General features: G+C 69.1%; 23 protein-coding genes. 10 read left to right on the forward strand and 13 right to left on the reverse strand.

The genetic code is table 11. From position 1 onward, the window contains the following. The first annotated feature begins 6 nt into the window (after positions 1 to 6). A complete protein-coding gene (locus ACUZ2Y_RS21165) occupies positions 7 to 666 on the forward strand; it encodes a hypothetical protein (RefSeq protein WP_476321484.1) in 660 nt (219 codons plus the stop codon). Positions 667 to 724: 58 nt separating this feature from the next. Beyond that, complete coding sequence (gene purB, locus ACUZ2Y_RS21170) at positions 725 to 2,164, forward strand: adenylosuccinate lyase (RefSeq protein ID WP_476321486.1); 1,440 nt, start codon at positions 725 to 727, stop codon at positions 2,162 to 2,164. 128 nt (positions 2,165 to 2,292) lie between these two features. Here the strand turns inward: purB and ACUZ2Y_RS21175 are convergent, their stop codons facing one another. The 3 genes from ACUZ2Y_RS21175 to ACUZ2Y_RS21185 are packed head-to-tail and all read right to left on the reverse strand — an operon-like array spanning position 2,293 to position 4,470. Then, positions 2,293 to 3,093, reverse strand: coding sequence for an SAM hydrolase/SAM-dependent halogenase family protein (locus ACUZ2Y_RS21175; protein ID WP_476321488.1), 801 nt, complete (start codon positions 3,091 to 3,093; stop codon positions 2,293 to 2,295). Positions 3,094 to 3,124: 31 nt separating this feature from the next. Beyond that, complete coding sequence (locus ACUZ2Y_RS21180; protein ID WP_476321490.1) at positions 3,125 to 3,529, reverse strand: hypothetical protein; 405 nt, start codon at positions 3,527 to 3,529, stop codon at positions 3,125 to 3,127. Continuing rightward, positions 3,526 to 4,470 carry a hypothetical protein gene (locus ACUZ2Y_RS21185; RefSeq protein ID WP_476321492.1) on the reverse strand — a complete coding sequence of 315 codons (945 nt, stop codon included), beginning with the start codon at positions 4,468 to 4,470 and terminating at the stop codon, positions 3,526 to 3,528. The genes ACUZ2Y_RS21180 and ACUZ2Y_RS21185 overlap by 4 nt, the downstream gene beginning before the upstream one ends. Before the next feature lie 137 nt (positions 4,471 to 4,607). On the opposite strand from ACUZ2Y_RS21185, the gene ACUZ2Y_RS21190 reads away from it, so the two are divergent. Together ACUZ2Y_RS21190 and ACUZ2Y_RS21195 are read left to right on the forward strand one after the other, a co-directional pair. Next, on the forward strand, positions 4,608 to 5,489 hold the full coding sequence (locus ACUZ2Y_RS21190; protein WP_476321494.1) for a phosphoribosylaminoimidazolesuccinocarboxamide synthase: 882 nt from the start codon (positions 4,608 to 4,610) through the stop codon (positions 5,487 to 5,489). Between the two features lie 50 nt (positions 5,490 to 5,539). Continuing rightward, on the forward strand, positions 5,540 to 6,280 hold the full coding sequence (locus ACUZ2Y_RS21195) for a DUF2334 domain-containing protein (protein WP_476321496.1): 741 nt from the start codon (positions 5,540 to 5,542) through the stop codon (positions 6,278 to 6,280). On the opposite strand, the gene ACUZ2Y_RS21200 is transcribed toward ACUZ2Y_RS21195, so the two are convergent. Both ACUZ2Y_RS21200 and ACUZ2Y_RS21205 read right to left on the reverse strand, forming a co-directional pair. Further along, complete coding sequence (locus ACUZ2Y_RS21200; RefSeq protein ID WP_476321498.1) at positions 6,281 to 8,068, reverse strand: S8 family peptidase; 1,788 nt, start codon at positions 8,066 to 8,068, stop codon at positions 6,281 to 6,283. It abuts the gene before it with no gap. A gap of 141 nt (positions 8,069 to 8,209) precedes the next feature. Then, the gene (locus tag ACUZ2Y_RS21205) at positions 8,210 to 8,851 is read right to left on the reverse strand and encodes an MBL fold metallo-hydrolase (RefSeq protein ID WP_476321500.1); all 642 of its coding nucleotides are present in this window, start codon (positions 8,849 to 8,851) and stop codon (positions 8,210 to 8,212) included. Between the two features lie 69 nt (positions 8,852 to 8,920). Between ACUZ2Y_RS21205 and ACUZ2Y_RS21210 the strand changes: the two genes are divergently transcribed. Together ACUZ2Y_RS21210 and pip are read left to right on the forward strand one after the other, a co-directional pair. Further along, positions 8,921 to 10,393 (forward strand): aldehyde dehydrogenase family protein, encoded by a 1,473-nt coding sequence (locus ACUZ2Y_RS21210; RefSeq protein ID WP_476321502.1) that lies wholly within the window; start codon positions 8,921 to 8,923, stop codon positions 10,391 to 10,393. A 170-nt stretch (positions 10,394 to 10,563) separates the two neighbouring features. Then, the gene (pip, locus tag ACUZ2Y_RS21215; protein ID WP_476321504.1) at positions 10,564 to 11,520 is read left to right on the forward strand and encodes a prolyl aminopeptidase; all 957 of its coding nucleotides are present in this window, start codon (positions 10,564 to 10,566) and stop codon (positions 11,518 to 11,520) included. On the opposite strand, the gene ACUZ2Y_RS21220 is transcribed toward pip, so the two are convergent. Together ACUZ2Y_RS21220 and ACUZ2Y_RS21225 are read right to left on the reverse strand one after the other, a co-directional pair. Beyond that, entirely contained in the window at positions 11,507 to 13,057 is a 1,551-nt protein-coding gene (locus tag ACUZ2Y_RS21220) for a GMC family oxidoreductase (protein WP_476321506.1), read from the reverse strand. The two genes, pip and ACUZ2Y_RS21220, sit on opposite strands and share 14 nt — an antisense overlap. A 25-nt stretch (positions 13,058 to 13,082) precedes the next feature. Continuing rightward, a complete protein-coding gene (locus ACUZ2Y_RS21225) occupies positions 13,083 to 14,036 on the reverse strand; it encodes a Rossmann-fold NAD(P)-binding domain-containing protein (protein WP_476321508.1) in 954 nt (317 codons plus the stop codon). 105 nt (positions 14,037 to 14,141) lie between these two features. Between ACUZ2Y_RS21225 and ACUZ2Y_RS21230 the strand changes: the two genes are divergently transcribed. From ACUZ2Y_RS21230 to purL, 4 genes are all read left to right on the forward strand, one after another. Beyond that, positions 14,142 to 14,684, forward strand: coding sequence for a hypothetical protein (locus tag ACUZ2Y_RS21230; RefSeq protein ID WP_476321510.1), 543 nt, complete (start codon positions 14,142 to 14,144; stop codon positions 14,682 to 14,684). Positions 14,685 to 14,912: 228 nt separating this feature from the next. Then, positions 14,913 to 15,152 (forward strand): phosphoribosylformylglycinamidine synthase subunit PurS, encoded by a 240-nt coding sequence (purS, locus tag ACUZ2Y_RS21235; RefSeq protein WP_054052885.1) that lies wholly within the window; start codon positions 14,913 to 14,915, stop codon positions 15,150 to 15,152. Continuing rightward, positions 15,149 to 15,820 (forward strand): phosphoribosylformylglycinamidine synthase subunit PurQ, encoded by a 672-nt coding sequence (gene purQ / locus ACUZ2Y_RS21240; RefSeq protein ID WP_476321512.1) that lies wholly within the window; start codon positions 15,149 to 15,151, stop codon positions 15,818 to 15,820. Before purS ends, purQ begins: the two co-directional genes overlap by 4 nt. Next, a complete protein-coding gene (gene purL / locus ACUZ2Y_RS21245; RefSeq protein WP_476321514.1) occupies positions 15,817 to 18,090 on the forward strand; it encodes a phosphoribosylformylglycinamidine synthase subunit PurL in 2,274 nt (757 codons plus the stop codon). The genes purQ and purL overlap by 4 nt, the downstream gene beginning before the upstream one ends. 39 nt (positions 18,091 to 18,129) lie before the next feature. Here purL and ACUZ2Y_RS21250 read toward each other — a convergent pair whose 3' ends face one another. The 6 genes from ACUZ2Y_RS21250 to ACUZ2Y_RS21275 form a co-directional block, all read right to left on the reverse strand. Further along, positions 18,130 to 18,984, reverse strand: coding sequence for a hypothetical protein (locus ACUZ2Y_RS21250; protein WP_476321516.1), 855 nt, complete (start codon positions 18,982 to 18,984; stop codon positions 18,130 to 18,132). Continuing rightward, positions 18,981 to 20,333, reverse strand: a complete 1,353-nt coding sequence (locus ACUZ2Y_RS21255; RefSeq protein ID WP_476321518.1) for a lipase family protein — start codon at positions 20,331 to 20,333, stop codon at positions 18,981 to 18,983. The genes ACUZ2Y_RS21250 and ACUZ2Y_RS21255 overlap by 4 nt, the downstream gene beginning before the upstream one ends. A gap of 588 nt (positions 20,334 to 20,921) precedes the next feature. Further along, entirely contained in the window at positions 20,922 to 21,740 is an 819-nt protein-coding gene (locus tag ACUZ2Y_RS21260) for a hypothetical protein (RefSeq protein WP_476321520.1), read from the reverse strand. Next, a complete protein-coding gene (locus ACUZ2Y_RS21265) occupies positions 21,737 to 22,255 on the reverse strand; it encodes a WXG100 family type VII secretion target (protein WP_476321522.1) in 519 nt (172 codons plus the stop codon). Before ACUZ2Y_RS21265 ends, ACUZ2Y_RS21260 begins: the two co-directional genes overlap by 4 nt. Positions 22,256 to 22,281: 26 nt before the next feature. Next, complete coding sequence (locus tag ACUZ2Y_RS21270; protein ID WP_476331985.1) at positions 22,282 to 23,196, reverse strand: pentapeptide repeat-containing protein; 915 nt, start codon at positions 23,194 to 23,196, stop codon at positions 22,282 to 22,284. Between the two features lie 103 nt (positions 23,197 to 23,299). Further along, positions 23,300 to 24,100, reverse strand: a complete 801-nt coding sequence (locus tag ACUZ2Y_RS21275) for a lysozyme (RefSeq protein WP_476321524.1) — start codon at positions 24,098 to 24,100, stop codon at positions 23,300 to 23,302. Positions 24,101 to 24,331: the final 231 nt, after the last annotated feature.

The following is a 24,331-nucleotide window of genomic DNA, read 5'->3' on the forward strand; positions in this document are numbered from 1 at the left end:
GGGGCGGTGGAGACCGAGCCGCCACTCACACTCGATATCGACGACGTGATCACCCGCGCGCGCGAAGAGACCTCCCGTAAGCGCGCGCTCGTGGCCACAGGCGCTGCCACTATCGTGCTCGTCGGCGGGATCATCGTCGGGCCGATCGCCGCGAAGGCAATGGGCGGCGTCCAGACAGCGGGGTTTCCTGGGCCTGCGTCGTCGATCACCGTGGCGCCACCGACCACGCCCACTTATCCGTCCGCACAACTCGCCGAGCGCTCGGCGGCGTTGGCGGCCGCCATGCCCGCGCGGATCACCGCCGCCGTCCCCGGTGCCACCAACATCGTGACCAGGACTGGTTTGCCACCCGATCTTCTTGGTTTTGTCGGCGTAGCGCAGTTCACGACCTTCACCCTGAACGGTGCGCTGAATGGGATCCACTTCACGGTGATCGCCACCGGTGTGGAGGACCTGTCCGGCTGCGTGAACGCCCAGCCCGTGTGCCGTTCCAGAGGGATGGGAGTCGACGGGCGCTTTCGGCTCAGCCGGTCGGTGGATGTCGTTCGTCCAGACCACTCGGTAGTCACCGTGGAGTGGCACGCCGGCGACACCGGGGCGCCATCGGCCGAAGTCATCAACGGCTATCTGACCGCGCTGGCCAACGACTCGGCTCTGCGGTTCTGAGCCGTGGGGTACCGGGGGCACTGGGGGTGCCTCCGGTACCCCGGTAAGCTGGGCAAACGTGACCGCCGCGCAGAAGCCCCGCATCCCCAACGTCCTCGCAAGCCGCTATGCCTCCACCGAGTTGGCCACCCTGTGGTCGCCCGAGGAGAAGATTCGGATGGAGCGCGAGCTGTGGCTCGCCGTGCTCTCCGCGCAGGCCAAGCTGGGCATCGACGTCCCCGAGCAGGCCATCGAGGACTACCGCCGGGTCCTGCCCGACGTCGACCTGGGCAGCATCGCCGACCGTGAGCGGGTCACCCGCCACGACGTGAAGGCGCGCATCGAGGAGTTCAACGCGCTGGCCGGGCACGAGCACGTGCACAAGGGCATGACCTCGCGCGACCTCACGGAGAACGTCGAGCAGCTGCAGGTCCGCCGGTCGCTGGAGCTGATCCGCAGCCGGGTCGCCGCTGTGCTGTCCCGCCTGGCCCGGCTGGCCGCCGAGCACGGCGACTTGGTCCTGACCGGCCGCTCCCACAACGTCGCCGCGCAGGCCACCACCCTGGGCAAGCGGTTCGCGACCGGCGCCGACGAGCTGCTGGTCGCCTTCCAGCGGGTCGATGAGCTGATCGCCCGCTACCCGCTGCGCGGCATCAAGGGCCCGGTCGGCACCGCGCAGGACATGCTCGACCTGCTGGGCGGCGACCAGGACAAGCTCGACGAGCTGGAGCGGGTCGTCGCCGAGCACCTCGGGTTCGAGAACCGGTTCACCAGCGTCGGCCAGGTCTATCCGCGCTCGCTGGACTACGACGTGGTGTCCGCGCTGGTCCAGCTCGCGGCGGCGCCGTCGAGCGTGGCGAAGACGATCCGGCTGATGGCCGGGCACGAGCTGGTCACCGAGGGCTTCAAGCCGGGCCAGGTGGGCTCGTCGGCCATGCCGCACAAGATGAACACGCGCTCCTGCGAGCGGGTCAACGGTCTCGCCGTGATCCTGCGCGGGTACGCCTCGATGGTCGGCGAGCTCGCGGGCGACCAGTGGAATGAGGGCGACGTGTCGTGCTCGGTGGTCCGCCGGGTCGCGCTGCCGGATGCGTTCTTCGCACTCGACGGCCTGCTGGAGACGTTCCTGACCGTGCTTGCCGAGTTCGGCGCCTACCCGGCGGTCGTCGCCCGCGAACTCGACCGCTACCTGCCGTTCCTGGCCACCACGAAGGTGCTCATGGCGTCCGTGCAGGCTGGTGTCGGCCGGGAGACCGCGCACGAGGCGATCAAGGAGCACGCGGTGGCCGTGGCACTGGCGATGCGCGAGGAGGGCATCGAGCGCAACGACCTGCTCGACCGCCTCGCCGCCGACGACCGCATCCCGCTCGACCGCGCCCGCCTCGACGCGCTGCTGGCCGACCGGCTGCCCTTCACCGGGGTGGCGGGCGCGCAGGTGGCGGCGGTCGTGAAGCGGGTCGAAGAGGTGCTGGGCGGCTTCCCCGAGGCGTCCGGGTACGTGCCGGGGGCGATTCTCTAAGGCTAGTCCGCCTCCCCGGAATTTTATGGCGGGGTCACCTGGCGGGTGATGGTGCGGATAGGTGGGTGACCGTGGCCGGGTGTCGTCGCGGTCCCCTTAGGTGCCGGTCCGTAGCGCCTCGCCTGCGCTTAGCGGCCGACCAGCACGATCGCCGGACTTCCCGCGCCCGCGCCCAATTCGTCCGCCGCCGAGCCACCGTTGATCGCGAGCGCGAGGTGCCCGGCGGAGTCGACGAGCAGCACCGCGCCGTTGGGTTCGGCGTCGGCGAACGTCTGTCCGACAACGGCTTCGACGGACCGGTCGCCGACCTGGGCGTGCACCCGGGTGCGTGCCGTGGCCCCAGACGCGGCCAGGTCGACCGCGGTCGCGGCGAGTTGGAGGTTGCCGAAGGCGTCGGAGCTGAGCACCTCGGTGGCGAGCCTGCCCGGCGTGGCGATGGTCTCGGGTTCCGGGAGCCGGGCCAGGGTCCCGAGGTCGATCTCCGGCCCCAGCCGCTCCGGCGACAGGCCCGCGGCGAGGTGGGCGGCGGCGGGGGCGAAGATGTCGCGCCCGTGGAAGGTCGCCGAGACCGGGTTCAGCCGGTATTCGGTCAGCTCATACGCAGCGGAGATGCCCAGGGCGGTGGCGGCGGGTATCAGCAGGCCGTTGTCCGGTCCGACGAACATCGCCGTCTCGGTGGTGACACAGATGGGTCTGCGCGTGGTGCCGACACCAGGGTCGACCACCGCCAGGTGCACCGCGGGCGGCAAGTGCGGAACGGTCTGCGCGAGCACGGCCGCCCCGCGCCGGATGTCCTGTGGTGGCACCAGGTGCGTCACATGGATGATCCGGGCCGCCGGGGCGATCCTGGCGATGACACCCTCGCAGGCCGCGGGGAAGCCATCGGCGAGGCCGTAGTCGGTGGTGAACGAAATCCAGTCGTACCCCATTCACGAAGTGTCTCCGACTATGACGACGTCGTCACCCCAGCTCTTGTTCGACCACCGCGATGACGTCGGCGGAGAGCCGCGTGCGCCCGGTGTCGAGCAGCCACCGTTCCAGCGCCCGCCCGGCCGCGTCCCGGGCCGACCCGTCGGGCAGCCGCACGACCTGCCGGACCCGGGCGGGCTCCGCGCCCTCGGTCAACCTGCACAGGAATCCCCGGTAGCCGAGGTTGCCCGACGGCGCCGAACCGGTCGTCGCGGGCAGCGCGTCGATCCGCCGCCGCAGCTCCGCGGAGTCCTCGTCGGACAGCACCCAGGTCGGGTTGGGCCGCCCCGAATACACGTCCAACTCGACCTCGACCCGATCGGCCACCGCCGGTTCTCCCCTCTGGCCGCAGGCGAGCAGCGACACCAGCAGCGCCGCGGCGACGAGCAGCCTCATGCCACGTAAGCCGTGTCGTTGTTCTGATAGAAGTACCCGCAGAAGTCACTGTAGGGACCGCGGCAGATGTTGTTGGGCGCGTAGCCGGTCCCGTTCTGCTGGTAGATCGCGTGCCCGCAGTCGTCGGTGTACTTCGCCGGGGTGGCGCCGGGTTTGTGGCCCCACCACCAGTTCGGGCCGCCGGTGACGAGCCGGTAGAAGTGGTAGTCGTTGCCGGGCCAGATGACCAGGACGATGGTCAGGTTGTTCGGCTGGCAGCCGTCGACCCAGCCGTCGGCACGCAGGCCGTCGCTCACGTTGCCGCAGGACATCACCGTGCACGGCCGACCGCCGCGCCTGCCGGGCCGGGCGTAGCGCTCGCCTGCGAGGTGGTTCGCGGCGAAGCAGTAGCAGTTGTTGCGCAGCACGTGCGCGGGGTCGTTGAAGTACTGGGCGTTGGCGCTGAACAGGTTGGACCCGCAGGCCCACCAAGTGCTGCCTTGGATGCCGAGGCCGCCCTCGCCGCCTTCGTAGGGCCGGTCGGCGCCCTCGCCATCGGTGGGTGCGCCGACGTCGTCGGTGGGCCGCGCGACCTCCGCTGCGGTCTGGATGAGGTTGACCCCGCGCGAAGCGACCTCGCGCAACTCGTCGGTTACCCCGCTGTCGCGGACCGAGTCGGCGGTGCCGAGCAGCCAGTCCGCGATGGGCTCGTCCGCCTGCCTGCTGCCGACGCGGAAGCTGAGCGGCAGCCGGGCCCGGCTCCAGGCGTCGTCGCTCGACTTGACCATGCGGACGAGCAGGCCGCGGTAGCCGAGGCTGAACTGCTCGTCCTCGGTCGCCTCCGGCGAGAGCTGATCCGGATAGGCGCTCACGCGCTCGACGAGTTCGCGTTCCTGGGCGTCGGACAGCACCCAGGTCGGGTTCGGCATTCCGGAGAATATGTCCAGTTCCACTTCCAGCATGGTGTCCCCCTTGCTGTGGCGGACGGGATTTCGCCCGCATGGAGTAGAGGCCGCTCCGGGCGGGCCAGATACGCCGCTCCCCTGATCGGGCGAGGGGGGCCAGGTGCCGCCGGACCTGCCACGTAAGCTTCCGCAGCGTGCCGACGCTCGCTGAGTACCCCAAGATCGCCGCAGGCAAAGTCCGCGAACTTTACGCCGTCGACGACGCCCATCTCCTCCTTGTCGCGTCCGACCGGATGTCGGCCTACGACTTCGTGCTGGACGCGCCGATCCCGGACAAGGGCCGCATCCTCACCGCGATGAGCGTCTTCTGGTTCGAGCTGCTCGGCGACCTCGTGCCCAACCACCTCGTCTCCTACGACGACGACCGCATCCCGGCCGAGGTCCGCGGCCGCGCGCTGATCGTGCGGCGCCTGGAGATGCTGCCGGTCGAAGCCGTGGCGCGCGGGTACCTCGCGGGCTCGGGCACCCGGGACTACAACCGCACCGGCGCCGTCTGCGGTGTCACACTTCCCGGCGGCCTGGTCGAGGGCTCCCGCCTGCCGGAGCCGATCTTCACCCCGGCCACCAAAGCCGAACTCGGCGAGCACGACGAGAACATCAGCTTCGACGACGTGGCCGCCGACATCGGCGCCGACCTCGCGGGCAAGGTCCGCGACCTCACGCTCGCCATCTATGCCAAGGCCGCTGACTACGCCCAGAGCCGCGGCGTCATCCTGGCCGACACCAAGCTCGAGTTCGGGCTCCTCGACGGCGTCATCGTCCTCGGCGACGAGGTCTTGACCCCCGACTCCTCGCGCTACTGGCCCGCCGACACCTACGAGCCGGGCCACGCGCAGCCGTCGTTCGACAAGCAGTTCGTCCGCGACTGGATGACCTCGCCGGAGACCGGCTGGGACCGCGAGGGCGACCAGCCGCCGCCCCCGATGCCCGCCGACGTCGTCGCAGCGACCCGGTCGCGCTACGTCCAGGCCTACGAGCAGGTCACGGGGCGGAAGTTCAGCGACTGGATCGGGTGATTATCCACAGGTGACACCTGGTCGTCACCGGGATGCGCTGAGCTTGATAGGTGACGGCAAGACTCGTGGTTTCGCTGGCCGGGATCGACACCCGAACCCTGCACCGCTGCGCCGACCTCGCCGAGGAGATGCAGAAGCGACAGGTCCCCCTGTCCCTGCTGTTCGCCCCTCGCCGCGACGGCGCGGTCGCCGACTGGGTCCGCACCCGCCGGGCCGCGGGCGACGCCGTGCTGATGCACGGCTTCGACCATTCCCCCGAACCCCGCGCGCGGCGCACGGTGTCGCTGGCCCGCCGGGCCGAGTTCGGTGCCCTTCCGGCGCATGAGGCAGGACTGCGCCTGACGGCCGCCGCCGCGGCGATGGAGCGTCTCGGCCTGTCCACCGACAGCTTCGCCCCACCCCGCTGGCACGCGTCTCGCGGCACCCTGACCGCCTTGCGCCGCAAGGGCTTCAGCCTCTGCGCGGACCTGAACGGCGTGCACGATCTCACCACCGACGGCGTCCACCGCGCCCGCGTCCAGGGATTCGCCCAGACCGAACGCGGCGAAACTCTCTGGTGCTTCACCTACGTCCTCGCCGCCGCCCGCACCGCCCGCCGCGGCGGCTTGGTCCGCCTCGCCGTAGACGCCGCCGACCTGGTCCGTCCCGGTCCTCGGCAGGCGGTTCTCGACGCCATCGACATCGCCCGCCACCACGGCGCCACGGGCATCACCTACCCCGAGGTGCTGAAAGCCCCCGCCGAGAGCCGCAAGGCCTCGACGGGGGCGGTCACAGTTCCCGCGGGGATCTAGTTAGAAAGTGAGCTTCCAGGAGTTGATGTGGCCGATGTCGTATCGGGCCACGTCCTGCACCTTGAGCTTCCACGTGCCGTTGGCGACCTCGGTCGACGCGTTCACCGTGTAGGTGGCGATCACGTTGGCCGCGGAGTCGTTCGACGACGACGCCTTGAGCCGGTAGGCGGTGCCGTCGGGGGCGATCAGGTCGATGACCAGGTCACCGCGCCAGGTGTGCACGATGTTGACGTCCACCTTCAGGGTCGACGGGGCGTTGCCCGCGACACCCGAGACCACGATGTCGCTGTACACAGCGGCACCCAGGTCGGGAATGTTGACGTCAGCGGTGTTCTCGAAGACCGTGCCGGTGGGCGGCGGGGTGGTGCCGGAGACCGCGGCCAGGGCGTCGACGCGGCCCTCGCCGTAGAAGTTGTTCAGCGCGGTCGTGCCCGAGCAGCGGCTGTCGCTACAGGTCAGGTCGTCGGCCTGGGTGGCGAGCTTCGAGCGCAGGTCCGCCAGGGTGGCGGTCGGGTGCACGCTGACCAGCAGCGCGGCGACACCGGCGACGTGCGGGGACGCCATCGACGTGCCGGACTTCGAGCCGTAGCCACCGCCGGGGACCGTGGAGTACACGTTGTCGCCGGGGGCCGCGACGGCGATCTTGCCGGTGCCGAAGTTGGAGAACGACGACTTCACGTTCGACGAGTTGATCGACGAGACCGACACCATGCCGGGCAGCTCACCCGGGACGCTCAGGCAGTTGTTGCTGATCGTGCGGTTGACCGGGGTCGAGTCGTTCGGGCTGGTGCTGTCCGAGGACTTGCTCGCCAGGTTGTAGTTCTCGTTGCCCGCGGCCGAGACGTTGAGGACGCCCTTGCCCTCGGCGTACTGCTGGGCGCGCTTGACGCCTTCGAGGATCGCGGCCTGGTCGGCGTTGTCCGGGCAGTTGAACAGCCACGGGTCGGTGTAGTAGCTGTTGTTGGTGACGTCGAAGCCCTTGTCACCGGCGAAGATGAACGCGCAGATGGTGTTCTCGGGGAAGAACAGGCCGCTCGGGTTCTCCGCGATGCGGACCGACGCGATCTTGACGCTCGGCGCCACGCCGACCATGCCCTTGCCGTTCTTGGCCGCGGCGATCGTGCCCGCGACGTGCGTGCCGTGCGAGCCGGTGTCACGCCACGAGCCTGCGCGGGTGTCGAGCTTGCCGTAGGCGCAGGACGCCGACTTGGTGGCGTCGAAGTTGGCCTTGAGGTCGTAGTGCAGGTCGTCGACACCGGTGTCGAGCACGCCGACGGTGACCGCGGACGAGCCGGTGTTGACGGCCCACGCCTTGTCGGCGCCGATCTGGGTCATGTCGACCCGGGCGGTCTCACTGGCGGTCGGGGTGGACTGCGACGGGGCGGCCGGGATGGCCGGGTTCGCGGCCTCGGCGGGCACGTCGCTGGTGCGCGACGCGCCGACCTGCTGGACACCGGTGACCGTGCGCATCTTCGACGCGAAGTCGGCGACCGACGAGTGCGCGACGATGACGCCGATGGCGTCGTACGAGGCGAACACCGAACCACCGTTGCCGGCGACGGCGGTCTTGGCGCCCGCGGTGTCGTTCGGCGCGGTGATGACCAGGTACGAGCGGGTGCCCGCGGAGATGGAACTCGAGCTGGAGATCGAGCCCGGGCTGTAGATGGAACCAGGGGCGGCAGGGGCGCCCGGGGCGGCGAACGCGGTGCCCGCCGTGGCGATGAGGCCGGCACCGACCAGCGCGACGGTAGCCGCGCGGCCGAGCCGGGTGCGTGAACGCAGGAACACGATGTCCTCCGGACAACTCAGGGGCATACCCGCGCCGGTCGGCACGGGGTGCAGGGGCCCGTTACCCAGTGAAGAGGGAGTCCGGGCCGATTCGGGACGGCTCGTGACGAAGCAATTCGCGCAATTGCGCCAAGCGGCGTATCAGAGGTCGACCGACTCGGCCGCGACGGGGAAGTGCACCCGGGATCGCGGGGGGTTCATCGTCGCGAACCGGTGGAAGGTCGAATCGATGCCGCCCTGGGCTAACCAGCGCTCGTGGACCGGCACCGCGACCCGGGGAGCGACGGCCCGGAAGTACTCCACTGTCTCCGCGAGCCTCATCCAGGGCGCTCCGGTGGGCAGGGCGAGGATGTCGATCTTCTGCTCGGGCACGAACAATGAGTCGCCGGGGTGGAAGAACGCGCCGTCGTCCACGACGTAGCCCAGGTTGGCGGGCGCTGGGATCTCCGGGTGAATCACCGCGTGCGCGCCACCGACCGCGTCGACGGTCGCGCCCGCCACCTTGAAGGTGTCGCCCAGGCGGACGGTCTTGGTGGGCAGGCCGAGCTTCGCGACCTCGACTGCGGTGTCCGGGTCGACGATCAGCTCGGCGTGCGGGTTGGCCGCCATCAGCGGCCCGATGCGGTCGGCGTCGATGTGGTCGCCGTGCACGTGGGTGACGAGGACGGCGTCGAGGTCGCGCACGTCCTCGAACCCGTCGGACCAGGTGCCCGGGTCGAGCAGGAGGCGGGCGGACCCGGTTTCCACCAGAACGCAGGAGTGGCCGAAGTGGGTGATCTTCACGCGGCAACCCTAGGTGTTTTGGCCGCTTTTCTCTCGCTTGTAAGCGTTACCGGCGGGTAGTTTTGGGTCATGACCACCGTGCAGACGAAGTTCGACTCGCTCAATCCGGCGACAGACGAGGTTGTCGGCAGCCACCCGATCCACACCGCGGAGGAAGTCCAGGCGGCGGTCGAGCGAGCGCGGACGGCGGCTGTGTGGTGGGCTGACCTGGGCTTTTCCGGTCGCGCGGAGCGGCTGCAGCGGTGGAAGGGCGTGCTGACCCGGCGGGCCGCGCAGCTCGCGGGTGTCGTGCACGCGGAGACGGGCAAGCCGCACGCGGACGCGATGCTGGAGATCATCCTCGCGATCGACCACACCGCGTGGGCGGCGAAGCACGCGCGCAAGGTCCTCGGTCCGCAGCGGCGGTCGTCCGGGCTGCTGATGGCCAACCAGGCGTCGACCGTCGAGTACCAGCCGCTGGGCGTGGTCGGCGTGATCGGGCCGTGGAACTACCCGGTGTTCACGCCCATGGGCTCTATCGCCTACGCGATGGCGGCGGGCAACGCGGTGGTCTTCAAGCCGAGCGAGTACACCCCCGGCGTGGGCCGCTGGCTTGCCGACAGCTTCGCCGAAATCGTGCCAGAGCACCCGGTGTTGCAGGTGGTCACCGGATACGGCGAGACCGGCGCGGCGCTGTGCCGGGCGGGTGTCGCGAAGATCGCCTTCACCGGTTCCCCGGGCACCGGCAAGAAGATCATGGCCGCCTGCGCCGACACCCTGACCCCGGTGCTGATCGAGGCAGGCGGCAAGGACGCCCTCATCGTCGACGCCGACGCAGACCTCGACCTGGCAGCCGACGGCGCCGTCTGGGGCGGCTTCTCCAACGCGGGCCAGACCTGCACCGGCATCGAGCGCGTGTACGTCCACGAACAGGTCTACGACGAGTTCGTCGCGAAGGTCGTGGAGAAGGCCAAGACCGTCCGCCCCGGCTTCGACGCCGACGCGAACATCGGCCCCATCACCATGCCCAGCCAGCTCGACATCATCCGCCGCCACATCGCCGACGCCGTCTCCCGCGGCGGCCGCGCCCTGGTCGGCGGTGAGGTCGGCGACCGCTACGTGCAGCCGACGGTGCTGGTCGACGTCCCGGAGGATTCGTCGGCGGTCCGCGAGGAGACCTTCGGCCCGACCATGACCATCGCCAAGGTCCGCGACATGGACGAAGCCATCGCCAAGGCCAACGACACGACATACGGCCTCGGCGGCTCGGTGTTCTCGAAGAAGCGCGGAATGGAACTGGCCCGGCGGCTGCGGTCGGGCATGGTGGCGGTCAACTCGGTGATCAGCTTCGCCGGCGTCCCGTCCCTGCCGTTCGGCGGCAGCGGCGACTCGGGCTTCGGCCGCATCCACGGCCCGGAAGGCCTGCGCGAGTTCGGCAAGCCCAAGGCCATCACCCGCCAGCGCTTCCGCGCCCCACTGACCCTGACCAGCTTCGCCCGCGGCCCGAAGGTCGACGCCCAGGTGGCGAAGCTGATCACCCTGCTGCACGGCAAGCGCCGCTGAAGTTATCCCCAGCCCGTGCGGTCATCCACAGATGACCCGCCATCAAGATCATCCGTCGCCCGCGGTCGGTAGACTGGCGTAGGGCAGCCCCCCAGGGCGGGTGGGGGTTGTGCTGGTGGGGGCGTGGCGGAAATTCCGCTGTCGTCGTGTCGGATCAGTACGTTGGTCGGGTGGCAGACATCCTGTACCCGCCCATCGAGCCGTACGACCACGGCATGCTGGACGTCGGTGACGGCAACCTCGTCTACTGGGAGGCCTGCGGTTCACCGGACGGGAAGCCCGCGCTCGTCGTCCACGGCGGGCCGGGGTCCGGCTGCACTCCCGGGCACCGCAGGTACTTCGACCCGAGCCGCTACCGGGTGATCTTGTTCGACCAGCGCGGATGCGGACGGAGTCTCCCAGCTGCCGGTGACCCGGGGACCGACCTCACTTACAACACCACGGCGCACCTGGTCGCCGACATGGAGCGCCTGCGCGAGCACCTTGGGGTCGAGCGGTGGCTGCTGTCCGGGGCTTCGTGGGGATCGACGCTGCTGCTCGCCTACGCCGAGCGCCATCCGGAGCGGGTGTCGGAGATCGTGATTTCCGCCGTCACCACCACTCGCCGATCGGAGATCGACTGGCTCTACCGCGGCCTCGCATGGTTCTTCCCCGGCGAGTGGCGCCGATTCCAGGCCGCCGTCCCCGAGGGCGACGGCGATCTGCTGTCGGCCTACTCCCGACTGCCGGCCGACCCCGATCCGGATGTCCGTGAGAAGGCTGCCCGCGAGTGGCACGCCTGGGAGGACGCCACGATCTCGCTGGAGTGGAACAGCGTCTCGCCCGCGTACAGCGACCGGCCGCTCGAAGCGATGCTCAGCCGGGCCCGGATCTGTGCGCACTACTTCAGCCATGGCGCGTTCCTCGATGAGGGCGTCCTCCTGCGCGAAGCCGGAAAGCTGTCGGGCATCCCCGGGATCCTCCTCCACGGGCGGCTCGACCTCGGCTCGCCGATCGAGACCGCTTGGGAGTTGGCGCGGGCCTGGCCGGACGCCGAACTTGTCGTGTTCGACGATTCCGGGCACGGCGGCAACGAAGCCATGATCATCCGCAAACGTCAGGTGCTGGACGGTTTCACCCGGCTTTGATCAGGTCGGCGGCCTTCTCCGCGATCATGATCGTCGGCGCGTTGGTGTTGCCGCGCGGGATCACCGGCATCACCGACGCGTCCACCACGCGCAGGTTGTCCACCCCGCGGACGCGGAGTCGGGGGTCGACGACGGACAGGTCGCCCTCGCCCATCGAGCAGGTGCCGACCGGGTGGTAGAGGGTCTGCGTCCACTCGCGGGCGCTCTCGGCCAGGTCGTCGGTTGTCGGGATGAAGGGTTTGTCCAAGTACCGGCTCAGCCCGGACTGGTCGGCGATGTCGATCAGTGTGCGGCAGCCCTCGACGATCGCGTCCATGTCCGCGGCCTCGGCGTAGTACGCCGGGTCGATCAGCGGGCGCCAGTGCGGGTCGGCCGACCGCAGACGCAGCGTGCCCCGGCTGTGCGGCGCGACCAGGGTGGCCGCTGAGGTGAAGCCCGGGGCAGACGATTCCCGCAGGCCGTTGTCGTAGAACATCGTCGGCGCCACGTGGAACTGCATGTCCGGCGCGTCCAGGTCGTCGCGGGTGCGGGTGAAGCCGCCCGCTTCGCCGATGTTCGACGACAGGGGTCCGCGGCCGGTCGTCTGCCACTGGATCAGCCGGGCGGGCGTGGAGAAGTCCGCCAGGTCGGTGGTCCCCTTCGTGGTCCAGATGACGGGGGCCGCGGGGTGGTCGTGCAGGTTGCCGCCGACACCCGCCAGCGCTACCGCCACGTCGATGCCGAGTTCCCGCAGGTGCGCGGCGGGCCCGATGCCCGAGAGCATCAGCAGCTGCGGCGAGTTGATCGCGCCGCCCGAGAGCAGGACTTCCCGCGAGGCGCTGACCGTGTGGGTGACGCCCAAGTGCTCGTATTCGACCCCGGTCGCCCGCGTCCCGTCCAGGAGGACCCGGGTGGTGAACGCGCGCGTGCGCACGGCCAGGTTCGGGCGGGTCATCGCGGGCCGCAGGTACGCGTCGGCGGTCGACCAGCGGCGGCCGCGCCTGCAGGTGACCTGGTAGAGCCCGGCGCCTTCCTGTTCGGCGCCGTTGAAGTCGTCGTTCGGCTTGAGGCCCGACGCCTCCACCCACGCGGCGCTCAGCTCGTGGGTGTACCGCCGGTCCTCTACGTGCAGCGGACCACTGCGCCCGTGCAGCGGTCCGTCGAGGCGGGAGTTCCGCTCGGCCTTCACGAAGTACGGGAGCACGTCGTCGTAGCCCCAGCCGACCGCGCCGTGCTGGTCACGCCAGGTGTCGTAGTCGGCGCGGTTGCCGCGGATGTAGATCATCGCGTTCATCGACGAGCAGCCGCCGAGCGCCTTCATCCGCGGCCAGTACGCCGTGCGGCCGCCCATGTGCTTCTGCTCGACGGTCTCGTAGTTCCAGTCCCACCTGGTCTTGAACAGGGTGGAGAACGCCGCCGGGATCTTGATCTCGTCGGCGTCGTCCGCCCCGCCCGCCTCCAGCAGCAGGACCCGCACGCTCGGATCCTCGGTCAGCCTCCCCGCGAGGACGCAACCCGCACTGCCCGCACCGACCACGATGTAATCGAACGACTCCATGCGGTCGAGCTTGCCTCTTCGCGGGCTAAAGCGCAGCCAGCAAATCGGTCTCTTCTCGCGGCGAGAGTCCCGCCTTGCGCTCGCGGTCCAGCCCCAGGGAACGCTCGTGCTCCAGGGCGCCCGCGACGGCGTCGGCGAGCGGCTTCGGCGTGAGGCCCGCGGCCAGCGCCGGTCCGGCGTCGCGGGCGCCCATCATCCGGTAGTCCTCGGGCAGCCACAGCGGCAGCGAGCGCGGGCCGGACCACGGTGCGATCTTCTGCTCGACGAGGACTGACTCCGGCACCGGAACCAACTCGACATCGGTGCCGACCGCGTCCGCGATCCCGCGCAGCAACTCGCCGAGCGGGACGGCGGGGCCGTTGCCGTCGAACGTCCCCTTGAGCCCCTTCACCGCGGCGTCGACGATCCACGCGGCCAGGTCCCGGGTGTCCACATAGCTCATCGGCTGGTCCACATCGGGCACCGCGACCCGACCGCCGCGCGCCATCCGGGCGGGCCAGTAGCCGAAGCGGTCGCTGCCGTCGCCCGGCCCGGTGATCAGGCCGGAGCGCAGGATGAAGGCGTCGGGAATGGCGGCGAGGACGGCGTTCTCGCTTGCGACCTTGATGTTGCCGTAGAGCTCTTGGACGTCGTCTTCCTCGCGCGGCGGAAGCAGTTCGTCGCTGACGGTGCTGTGGTCGGCGTAGGCGCTGATGGACGAGACGAACGTCCAGTGCCCCGCCCGCCCGCCGAGCGTGTCGAGCGCGCGCCGCACCCAGGAGTACGACAGCCGGGCGACGTCCACCACGGCGTCGAAGTCGCCGGTCAGCGCGTCGAGGCCGTCGTCGGCGTCCCGGTCCACCTTGACCAGCTGGGCACCGTCCGGCACCCGGCCCGACTCACCTCTCGCCGCGCACACCACGTCAAACCCCCGTCGCACGCCCTCCGCGGCGACGGCGTAGCTGAGGAATCGGGTACCACCGAGAACAAGGAGTCGCATGGCACCACCATTGCCGCACTCTTCTGCCGCTGCCACCGTTCTCGCCCAGGGCGAACACCCGTTCTAGCGATCCAGCCGAAAGCGCCGGGAGTCGATCTATCTTGGGTGACCTTGCACGTCTTCGCTGACGAATCCCGCCGAAACCGCCACTACCTCGTTGCCGCCGCCTTCGTCGATGCGCGGGACCTGCATAGGCTGCGCAAGCTGCTGCGCGGAATGTTGCTGCCAGGCCAGTACGAACTGCACTTCAAGAAGGAGACTCCCGCGCGACGTAAGGCGATCATTTCCCGTCTGGCCGCGGAACGGCTCACGGTTCGGGTGTATCTCGCGACCTGCGGGCAAGGTGAGGAACGGGCTCGGCGTAGCTGCGTCAGCCAACTTGTCGACGATGTTGTCGACGTTGATGCCCACCGACTGGTGCTCGACAGCCGGGCGGTTCGCGACGAGATTGACCGTGTGACGATCCTGTCCGCCCTCAGGAAACATGCGACGGGGACGGCTCTCGCGTACGAACACCGCAACAGCACCCAGGACGAATTGCTCTGGATCGCCGATGCGGTGGCCTGGTGTTATGGCGCGGGCGGCGACTGGCACCGTCGTCTGGACCCGATCTTGCAGAAGGTGATTGATCTGGGTGGCGCGCCCTAGACAGCGCGAAGCCCGGCTGCCGACCGTCCGGACGGGAACCGGGCTCACTTCCCTGGCTTACCGCCAGAGCTGCTATCAGGTTAGTCCACCCTGTAACCCCAGTCCACCGGGTTCACCCGGTCGTGCTCAGTGGCCCAGGTCACCCTGGAACCCGCGAACGCCGGGTGAACTCGCAGCTCAGGTAGGCTGCGCCAGTACCGGCCCGCTCGAACTCAGGAGTAGCCCGCCGTGGCCCGAGTCGTCGTCGATGTCATGCCCAAGCCGGAGATCCTCGACCCCCAGGGGCAAGCGGTGGCGCGCGCGCTGCCGCGTCTGGGGTTCGATGGTGTGTCCGATGTCCGTCAGGGGAAGCATTTCGAGCTGGAAGTCGACGACTCCGTCGACGACGAAACGCTCGCCAAGATCGCTGAAGGCTTCCTGTCCAACCCCGTTGTCGAGGACTTCGTCGTCCGGCGGGTGGACTCGTGAAAATCGGGGCCGTCACCTTCCCGGGAACGCTGGACGACAGCGACACCATCCGGGCCATCGAGGCCGCGGGCGCTGAAGCCGTCGCCCTGTGGCACGGCGACGCCGACCTGCGCGGTGTCGACGCGGTGATCCTGCCCGGCGGGTTCTCCTACGGCGACTACCTGCGGGCAGGCGCCATCGCGCGGTTCGCGCCGGTCATGGACGTCATCATCGACGCCGCCCACAAGGGGATGCCGGTCCTCGGCATCTGCAACGGCTTCCAGGTGCTCTGCGAGGCCGGGCTGCTGCCGGGCGCGCTGCTGCGCAACGCCGGTCTGCACTTCGTGTGCCGCGACCAGTGGCTCAAGGTGGAGAACAACACCACCGCGTGGACGTCCCGGTTCGAGAAGGACGCCGAGATCATCATCCCGGTCAAGAACATGGACGGCCGCTTCACCGCGAGCCAGGCCACTGTGGATGAACTGGAGGGTGAGGGCCGCGTCGTGTTCCGCTACGTCGGCACCAACCCCAACGGCTCGCTCGACGACATCGCGGGCATCAGCGACCCGACCGGTCGCATCGTCGGCCTGATGCCGCACCCCGAGCACGCCATTGACGCGCTCACCGGCCCCAGCGACGACGGTCTTGGCCTGTTCCTGTCCCTCCTCGACTCGGTGGTGACCGCATGATCGACTCGGTCGAACACGCCGCGGCGACGCCGGAGCAGGCGCAGCCCTTCCGCGAACTGGGCCTCAAGGACGACGAGTACGCCCGCATCCGCGAGATCCTCGGCCGCCGCCCCACCGACGCCGAGCTGGCGATGTACTCGGTGATGTGGAGCGAGCACTGCTCGTACAAGTCGTCCAAGGTGCACTGGAAGCACTGGTCGGCCAACACGACGCCGGAGATGAAGGCGAAGATGCTGGCGGGCATCGGCGAGAACGCCGGCGTCGTGGACATCGGCGATGGCTGGGCGGTCACGTTCAAGCTGGAGTCGCACAACCACCCGTCCTATGTGGAGCCCTACCAGGGCGCCGCGACCGGTGTCGGCGGCATCGTCCGCGACATCATGGCCATGGGCGCCCGCCCGCTCGCGGTGATGGACCCGCTGCGTTTCGGTGCCGCTGACCACCCCGACACCAAGCGCGTGCTGCCCGGTGTCGTCGCGGGCATCGGCGGCTACGGCAACTGCCTGGGCCTGCCCAACATCGGCGGCGAAGTCGTCTTCGACTCCTCCTACCAGGGCAACCCGCTGGTCAACGCGCTGTGCGTCGGTGCGATGCGGTCGGAAGACCTGCACCTCGCGCACGCCTCGGGCACCGGCAACAAGGTCATCCTCTTCGGCGCCCGCACCGGCCTCGACGGCATCGGCGGCGTCTCCGTTCTGGCGAGCGAGACGTTCTCGGGCGACGAGGGCGGTACCGGTCGCAAGAAGCTGCCGGCGGTCCAGGTCGGCGACCCGTTCACCGAGAAGGTGCTCATCGAGTGCTGCCTCGAGCTGTTCCGCGAAGGCATCGTCGTCGGCATCCAGGACCTCGGCGGCGCGGGCCTGTCCTGCGCGACGAGCGAGCTGGCCAGCGCCGGTGACGGCGGCATGCACGTCGAACTCGACCGGGTTCCCTTGCGTGCCACGGGAATGACCCCGGCCGAGATCCTCTCCAGCGAGTCGCAGGAGCGGATGTGCGCGGTGGTCAAGCCGTCCGATGTGGATGCTTTCATGCGCGTCTGCGCGAAGTGGGACGTCATCGCCACCGAGATCGGCGAGGTCACCGAAGGCGACCGGCTGATCATCACCTGGCAGGGCGAGACCGTGGTCGACGTGCCGCCGCGCACCGTCGCGCACGAGGGCCCGATGTACGAGCGCCCGATCGCCCGCCCGGCCGATCAGGACGCCCTGATCGCCGACGGCGCCGAGAAGCTCGCCCGTCCGGCCACTTCGGACGAACTGCGGGCCGAGGTGCTGCGGATGATCGCCTCGCCGAACCTGGCCTCGCGCCGGTGGGTCACCGAGCAGTACGACCGCTATGTCCGCGGTGGCACGGTTCTGGCGCAGCCCGCCGACTCCGGCATGATCCGCATCGACGAGGAGACCGGCCGCGGCGTCGCCCTGGCGACCGACTGCAACGCGCGGTTCGTCAAGCTCGACCCGTACACCGGCACCCAGCTCGCGCTGGCCGAGGCGTACCGCAACGTGGCCGTCTCCGGCGCCACCCCGCTCGCGGTGACGAACTGCCTCAACTTCGGCTCCCCTGAGGACCCGGGTGTGATGTGGCAGTTCGAGCAGGCCGTGCGCGGCCTGGCCGAGGGCTGCAAGGAACTGGGCATCCCGGTCACCGGCGGCAACGTCAGCTTCTACAACCAGACCGGCAGCACGGCGATCCTGCCGACCCCGGTCGTCGGCGTCCTCGGCGTCATCGACGACGTCCGCCGCCGCATCCCCACCGGGATCGGCGCGGAAGCGGGCGAAACCCTGCTCCTGCTGGGCGACACCCGCGACGAGTTCGGCGGCTCCGAGTGGGCGCATGTGGTCCACGGCCACCTTGGCGGCGTGCCGCCGAAGGTCGACCTGGCCCGCGAGAAGCTCATCGGCGAGATCCTCGTCGCGGGTTCGCGCGACGGCATGGTCTCCGCCGCGCACGACCTGTCCGACGGCGGCCTCGTCCAGACTCTGGTCGAGACCTGCCTCATCGGCGAGGTCGGCGCCCGGGTCTTCCTCGACCCGGACCAGGACCCGTTCGTCCAGCTCTTCAGCGAGTCGGCGGGCCGCGTCCTCGTGGCGGTCCCCCGCTCGGAGGAACTCCGCTTCACCGAGATGTGCGCCGCCCGCGGGCTTCCTTGCCGCCGCACCGGCGTCGTCGACCCGGAGTCGGAAGCACTGGAAATCCAGGACGTGGCGACGTTCCCGCTGGAGGAACTGCGCACCGCCTGGGAGGGCACACTTCCCGCCCTATTCGGCTGAGCCACAGCGGCCGGGTCGCGATTCGCGACCCGGCCGTTCTCAGCGAACTGTCACACAGGGTGTGCTGAATCCCTGGAACCCGACGGTCACCGGGTCATTCGCGACGTTGATGATCGCAATCAGTCCATTTGGGCCGGTCGCGGTCAGCACAGTCCGCTTCGCTTGGGCAGTGGACTGGATGTCCCAGCCACCACCGAGCGCCTCGACAATCTTCTCCGTCGCCTGTGCGGAAGTGGTTTGAGACGGCGCCATCGACCGGCCGGCCACCCCGAAGGCCTTCTTCACGCCGGACGAGGCGTCGGTGGCGCAGTCCACCGCGGCTCCGTCCGTCACCTTCAAAGTTCCGGCCCGATCGAATGCTGACGTCACGTCCTCGGCGACGTGCTGCGCCGCCTCCTGATGCTTCCCTAGCGTTTGGGTCTGCCCTGGCAGCAGTTGCGGCACACCGGTTCGCCCGAAGTCGAACCCGCCGGACGACGAGCAGCGATACTCGACGGACACCCGCACCCGCAGCGAGGAGCCTTCGGCTTTCGTCGTCAGCGTGATCGGTACGCCATCCCGCAAATGGTGCTGCAGCGCAAGTTCAGCGCCGTCGACTTCTTGCGGCTGCCACCCCTTGGTGATGCCCGTCGTCCGCAGTTTCTCCACCGCCGCACCGGGGTCACCGCTTAGCGTGGCCTCGGAGTGGATCCGCCGCGCACCGTCGGTCGGACCGTCGACAAGCATGTTCGCGCAGGTCTCGGCTTTGAATGTCGGTGCGGCGCCGGAGTCGACCGCCGCCAACAATTCGCGCACGGGGTCGGAGAAATCTGTCGGAACCGCGATGGGTTCGGATTTGGTGCATCCCAGTGCCAGTAATGCAGTCGCGACCCCGACGCTCAACCGGCGGATCACTTGCGGGTGACCTTGTATTCGTAGGTCGTCACCGAGTTGCCTCCCGTGAAGTTGCCAAGTCCGTCCCGGAACCGGGTCACGGACGGGTCTTGGCTGTGGTCGAGTTGTCGAGCGGCGTCTGTGTAGTTGCCGTCGATTTTGTGGTTCCCGCCCGCGGTGTTCGACTGGTTGTCGAACTTCACCGTCGTTCGGTTGTCCGCGTCCGGGTTTTCCTTGGCGTCGAGGTGCGGAACCACGTCTCCGTTGTTCTCCAACGAAAGCATCTGCACGCTGTCGGGCACCTGCATGTTCCCCACGGGCGAACCGGCAGTGACCACATGGGTGACGTTGTAATCGCCGCTGTTCACGAAGTCGTTGGCCGCACGAGCCGCCACCATGCCGCCCTGACTGTGTCCCACGAGCATGACCGGGTCTCCGGGCTGCACGCCCGCCCGAGTCAGCGCTTCCTTGATGCCCTCTTGGAGTACCGTTTCATTGCCCGCCATGGCGTCGACGTTCGTGCCGAGGTCGTTTGCGCTCTTCTTCGACTGGTCCCAAGGAGCGTTCCATTCCTTGGTGCCGGGAATGTCGACGACGTAGCCGGTGATATTGCCGTTCGCATCGCGAACCGCCGTCACCGAGACATTGCTGTCGTTGTCTTCGTTGCGGTGATTGAGGCCGTTGACCAGGTCGCCGAGCCCGGTCGGTGGCGTGGTTCCGATTTCGGAGGTGTCGATCTGAGGCTGCTCCTTCGGCGGGACGACATGCGCGTCGCCGTCTGGGTACGCCGCGGCGATGAGCTCCGTCAGCGTCGCCAGGTCCGTCGGCAGACCGAGCGCGCTCAGCGCGCCGGGGGACATGCCGAGGATGGTGTCGACCATTCCCGGGTGCTCGACCAGCCATTTCTGCCAGTCGCCGTCGTAGTTCAGGTAGACGTCCGTGGCGATGGCGGCAAGGCCCGCGGCGCCGAGGGCCGGGTTCACCGCGACCGCCGCGCCCAGCAGCCAGCGGCTCGCTTCCAGGGCCTTGGCGTTCATGTCGTCGACGAACTGGTAGGCCTGGTTGGTGGCCTGCAGCGTCAGCCCGCGCACGCCGATCGCGGCCGAGGTGGCGGTGAGGCCGCTCGGGCCGTCGAGGGCGCCGAGCATCGTGGCCTCGAACTTGGCCAGGCCACCCGGGTTGAGGATGCCGGAGGCCAGCACATCCGGGTCGACCAGGTGCTTGTGGCTGGTCATGGCGATCGTCAGGGTCGAGCCCGCGACGTCGTCGGTGAGGTCGCCCATGGCGGCGAGGTCCTCGTAGAAGGCGTCGGAGCCGCCCGCTCCGCCGGTGACGCTGATGTTGCTGACGCCGGGTCCGGTCTCGCTCATGCGGCCACCTCACAGGTTCGGTGGCTCCACTCGCGAAGGCACTGTGGCATTGATTTGCTCGCAAGCTCGCTCATGCGGCCACCTCACAGGTTGGGTGGCTCCACTCGCGAAGGCACTGTGGCATTGATTTGCTCGCAAGCTCGCTCATGCGGCCACCTCACAGGTTGGGTGGCTCCACTCGCGAAGGCACTGTGGCATTGATTTGCTCGCAAGCTCGCTCATGCGGCCACCTCACAGGTTGGGTGGCTCCACTCGCGAAGGCACTGTGGCATTGATTTGCTCGCAAGCTCGCTCATGCGGCCACCTCACAGGTTGGGTGGCTCCACTCGCGAAGGCACTGTGGCATTGATTTGCTCGCAAGCTCGCTCATGCGGCCACCTCACAGGTTGGGTGGCTCCACTCGCGAAGGCACTGTGGCATTGATTTGCTCGCAAGCTCGCTCATGCGGCCACCTCACAGGTTGGGTGGCTCCACTCGCGAAGGCACTGTGGCATTGATTTGCTCGCAAGCTCGCTCATGCGGCCACCTCACAGGTTGGGTGGCTCCACTCGCGAAGGCACTGTGGCATTGATTTGCTCGCAAGCTCGCTCATGCCATTGCCTCCGCCACGAACGGGGTCAGCCAGACCCCGAGGTCTTCCCGCGCGACCGGCGTGAGGTCCACGAGCTTGCGTTCCGATCCGGTCGCCGCGGGGGCGACACCGACCCAGCCCGCGTCGGTGTGCAGCCACGTGACCTGGGCGGTGCGGACGCCGTCGCCGACGAGGGCGGTGACCAGGCAGCGCAGCACGCCGTCAGTGCGGCGGACTACCTCGGTGGCGAACTTCGCCTCCGCGTCCGGCAGCTTCAGCTCCGCCAGCACGTACGCCGGCGCTTCCGGGTCGCCTTCGCGCAGCAGGTCGGCGACGCCCAGTTCGTGCAGAGCGGTCAGGGGGACGGAACCGCGCAGCGGCTCGACGTCGTCGGGGTCGTCCAAGGCGGACCCGATGCCCTCGGACACCTTGGCGGGCACCGCCCGGACCAGTTCGCGGCCGAGGTCGACCGCGGTGAACATCGACAGCTCCACGCCGCCGTCGGGCAGTAGGAACAGCGAGGCGCCGACCGGCCCGGCCAGCGCGTGCAGGCTGCGCGAACCGCGGCTGCCCGCCGTCGCGGTGGTGTCGAACATGATCTTCGGCGCGGCGAGCACCCGCAGGTTCGACTCGATCGACGGGTGGACCTTGAGCAGGTCGCCGGACCCGGTGAGGACGCCCTTGTCGACCAGCGCGTCGCCCTCGGCGCCGGTCGCGATGTCGGGTGCGGGTTCCCACTCCGGCGGCAGGCTCACGCCCAGCTTGGCCACCAGGAAGGCGTACTCCCCGGCGGTCAGCGTGAGCCGGTGCGGTGCGACGGTCGCGGCCATGGTCACGCGACCCCCTGTGCTTGCATGAACTTGCCGACCTCGAGCCACTGCTTGTCGCCCGCGGGCGGCAGGTTGTCGGGCTGGTAGCGCCAGCCCTCCCACGGCGGCCGCGGCGGCGACGGGGCGTCGCCGCCCCCGCCGAACACGCCGGTCACCGTGTCCACCATGTCGCCGACCATGTTCTTGAAGCTCTCGACCGCCTTGTTGAACCGGTCGATGGCGCCGTTGAACCAGTTGACCACCGACTCGGCGATCCGCTTGATGGCCGCGATCAGCTCGCGGACCTCCTGGGCGTGCTGACGCAGGACGGCGGCGGCTTCGTCGAGCTTGGTCGCGGTGCCGTCGAGGGTCTCGCGGTCGCCCGCGACGGTCTCCCGGCAGCGGTCGGCGGCGATGGACTTCCACCGCATGGCCACGGCTTTCTTGTCCATATCCTCGCCGTGCGCGCGGACCTCGTCCGCCCGCCGCTCGATCTGCCCCGCGAGCCGGTCGAGCTCGTCGGGGTCCCCGTAGAACGCCATGCCGCTACCCCCAGGGTGCCGGGTCGTCACCGAACCTTACGAGACTTGTAGACGGTGGCGCGGTTGTTTCGGTTCCCCCGCTCCACCCAATCCGGGATCTGGGAGCCGTCGAACTTGGTCGGCCCGCGGAAGTCGCAGCCGGAGAGGTTGACCGGCCCGTGCGCGATGAAACCGCTGAACCACGCCTTGCGGTGAAACACGACGTCTTGCGCGTGCAGGATCCCGTGACTGACCGCACCGGTGAACCAGACGCTGCCGAGCATCTCCGAACCCCACATCGAGTTGGAGCTGTACAGCTTGGCCCACCGCAGGACCAGAGTTCCGACCACGCGCTCGGAGATGTCGAAGTACTCCAGGTCAGCGCTGGTCAGGTCCAGGTCGTAGCGGGGCGGGTCCGGGGTGCCCTTCGTCGGCAGCAGGTCCTGGATCACCCGCTGCGCGGTGATCCGCACCTGGCGCTCCCGCTCATCGATCAGATCGGGATTCGTGCGGTCGAAGGGCATCCGCAGATACGAGCAGGCGACGTCGAGCACGGTCTGCGTGTAGTACGGCCGGTCGCGCGCGAGGCCGCTGAGCACGTGCAGCGCGCCGACACGAACCTGGTCGGCGGGGTTGCCCAGCAACTCGACCGCGCGCGCGAAGCGTTCGTCGGCCACGCGTTCGCGGTCGTGGTCCGCGCGCGCGAGTTCGAGTTCCTGCCTGCCGCGCTCGATCACCTGCCGCTCTTCCTCGACTTGGCGCTTGCGGTCGTTGAGCCACAGGGCGTAGAGCGCCACGACCGACCCCGCGGCCAGGCCGCCGGTCTTCAGCGCCTCACCGCGGTCGGGGGTGGCACCGGTCAGCAGCCAGCCGGTGACCAGGGCGAGCAAGCCGGCCGCGACGAGGACGGTGCCCACCAGTGGCAAGCCGGTCTTCCCCCGGCGCGCGGCAAAGCGGGACATGGCGAAGGCGGTGAGACCCGCCACCAGGGCGCTGAGGCCCGCGACTACGAACACGGTGCTGTTCATCGCGCGACAACTTAGCTCCCCGGTGGCGGGTCCGGGGTCAGCCCAGCGCGAGTGCCTGCAAACGGTCGTACGCGCCGTTGAAGTAGTTCTGGTCGATCGGCGAATCCGAGTACTGCCAGAAGGTCCAGTATCCCCAGTTGTACGGGAGGGTCCCCACGGTGGTGTTGTAGCGCGCGACCCACAGCGGATTGGTGCTGGCAAACGCTTGCGCGGTGCCGACGCACTGCGACCACCAGCTGGTGGAGGTGTAGATGACCACGTCACGGCCGGTGCGGTACCGGTAGGTGTTGCTGAAGTCCCGGATCCACGCGGCCATGCCCGCCTGCGTCTTGCCGTAGCAAGTGGCGCCATAGGGGTTGTACTCGACGTCGAGCACTCCTGGCAGCGTCTTCCCGTCCCGGGACCAGCCGCCGCCGTTGTCCGCGAAGTACCCGGCCTGGGTCGCGCCGCTCGACTTGTCCGGCAGGGCGAAGTGGTAGGCGCCGCGGATCATGCCCACGTTGTAGGAGCCGTTGTACTGCTGGGCGAAGTACGGGTTCTTGTAGCCTGTCCCCTCGGTCGCCTTCACGTAGGCGAAGCGCTTTCCCTGGTTCCACCAGTGGTTCCAGTCGACGTTGCCCTGCCAGCTGGACACGTCGATCCCGGCCACCACGGCCATGGTGCCCACGTCCGTGGGTTTGCCGTGGACGCCTTCGTGCTTGCGGATTTGCGAGCCCATCTCGTGGTTCACAGCATGGTCGGCCTCTTCTTTTGGCGCGGCGTTGACCGGCGTGGCCAAGCCGATGATCAGCAGGCATGTCGACAAGGCGGCTAACAGGCCGCGCAGGGTGGAGGCCATGGTGGGTGTTCCTTCCGAGTCGCCCTCACGGAGGTGATCACCGGCACGTGATCACCGTGCCTCGGCAGTGTGATCCAACAAATGCCCACTTGTCATGGCTCCATGTGAATGATTCACCATTACCCGGATGGCCTCAGTAAGCACCGCAGACCAAGGTCGGAAGCGGGCGAAGGCCTACTCCCAGTGGTGGTGGATCGAACGCGTCAGGTGAACACCTCTGTTCGGGGTGGC

The sequence above is a fragment of the Actinokineospora sp. UV203 genome, assembly GCF_056323665.1.

Coding starts and splice junctions, on each gene's coding strand:
- ACUZ2Y_RS21175 (WP_476321488.1), bottom strand. CDS start 3,093: ATGGGGTACGACTGGATTTCGTTCACCACCGACTACGGCCTCGCCGAT.
- ACUZ2Y_RS21180 (WP_476321490.1), bottom strand. CDS start 3,529: ATGAGGCTGCTCGTCGCCGCGGCGCTGCTGGTGTCGCTGCTCGCCTGC.
- ACUZ2Y_RS21185 (WP_476321492.1), bottom strand. CDS start 4,470: ATGCTGGAAGTGGAACTGGACATATTCTCCGGAATGCCGAACCCGACC.
- ACUZ2Y_RS21210 (WP_476321502.1), top strand. CDS start 8,921: ATGACCACCGTGCAGACGAAGTTCGACTCGCTCAATCCGGCGACAGAC.
- ACUZ2Y_RS21220 (WP_476321506.1), bottom strand. CDS start 13,057: ATGGAGTCGTTCGATTACATCGTGGTCGGTGCGGGCAGTGCGGGTTGC.
- ACUZ2Y_RS21225 (WP_476321508.1), bottom strand. CDS start 14,036: ATGCGACTCCTTGTTCTCGGTGGTACCCGATTCCTCAGCTACGCCGTC.
- purL (WP_476321514.1), top strand. CDS start 15,817: ATGATCGACTCGGTCGAACACGCCGCGGCGACGCCGGAGCAGGCGCAG.
- ACUZ2Y_RS21255 (WP_476321518.1), bottom strand. CDS start 20,333: ATGAGCGAGACCGGACCCGGCGTCAGCAACATCAGCGTCACCGGCGGA.
- ACUZ2Y_RS21265 (WP_476321522.1), bottom strand. CDS start 22,255: ATGGCGTTCTACGGGGACCCCGACGAGCTCGACCGGCTCGCGGGGCAG.
- ACUZ2Y_RS21270 (WP_476331985.1), bottom strand. CDS start 23,196: ATGTCCCGCTTTGCCGCGCGCCGGGGGAAGACCGGCTTGCCACTGGTG.
- ACUZ2Y_RS21275 (WP_476321524.1), bottom strand. CDS start 24,100: ATGGCCTCCACCCTGCGCGGCCTGTTAGCCGCCTTGTCGACATGCCTG.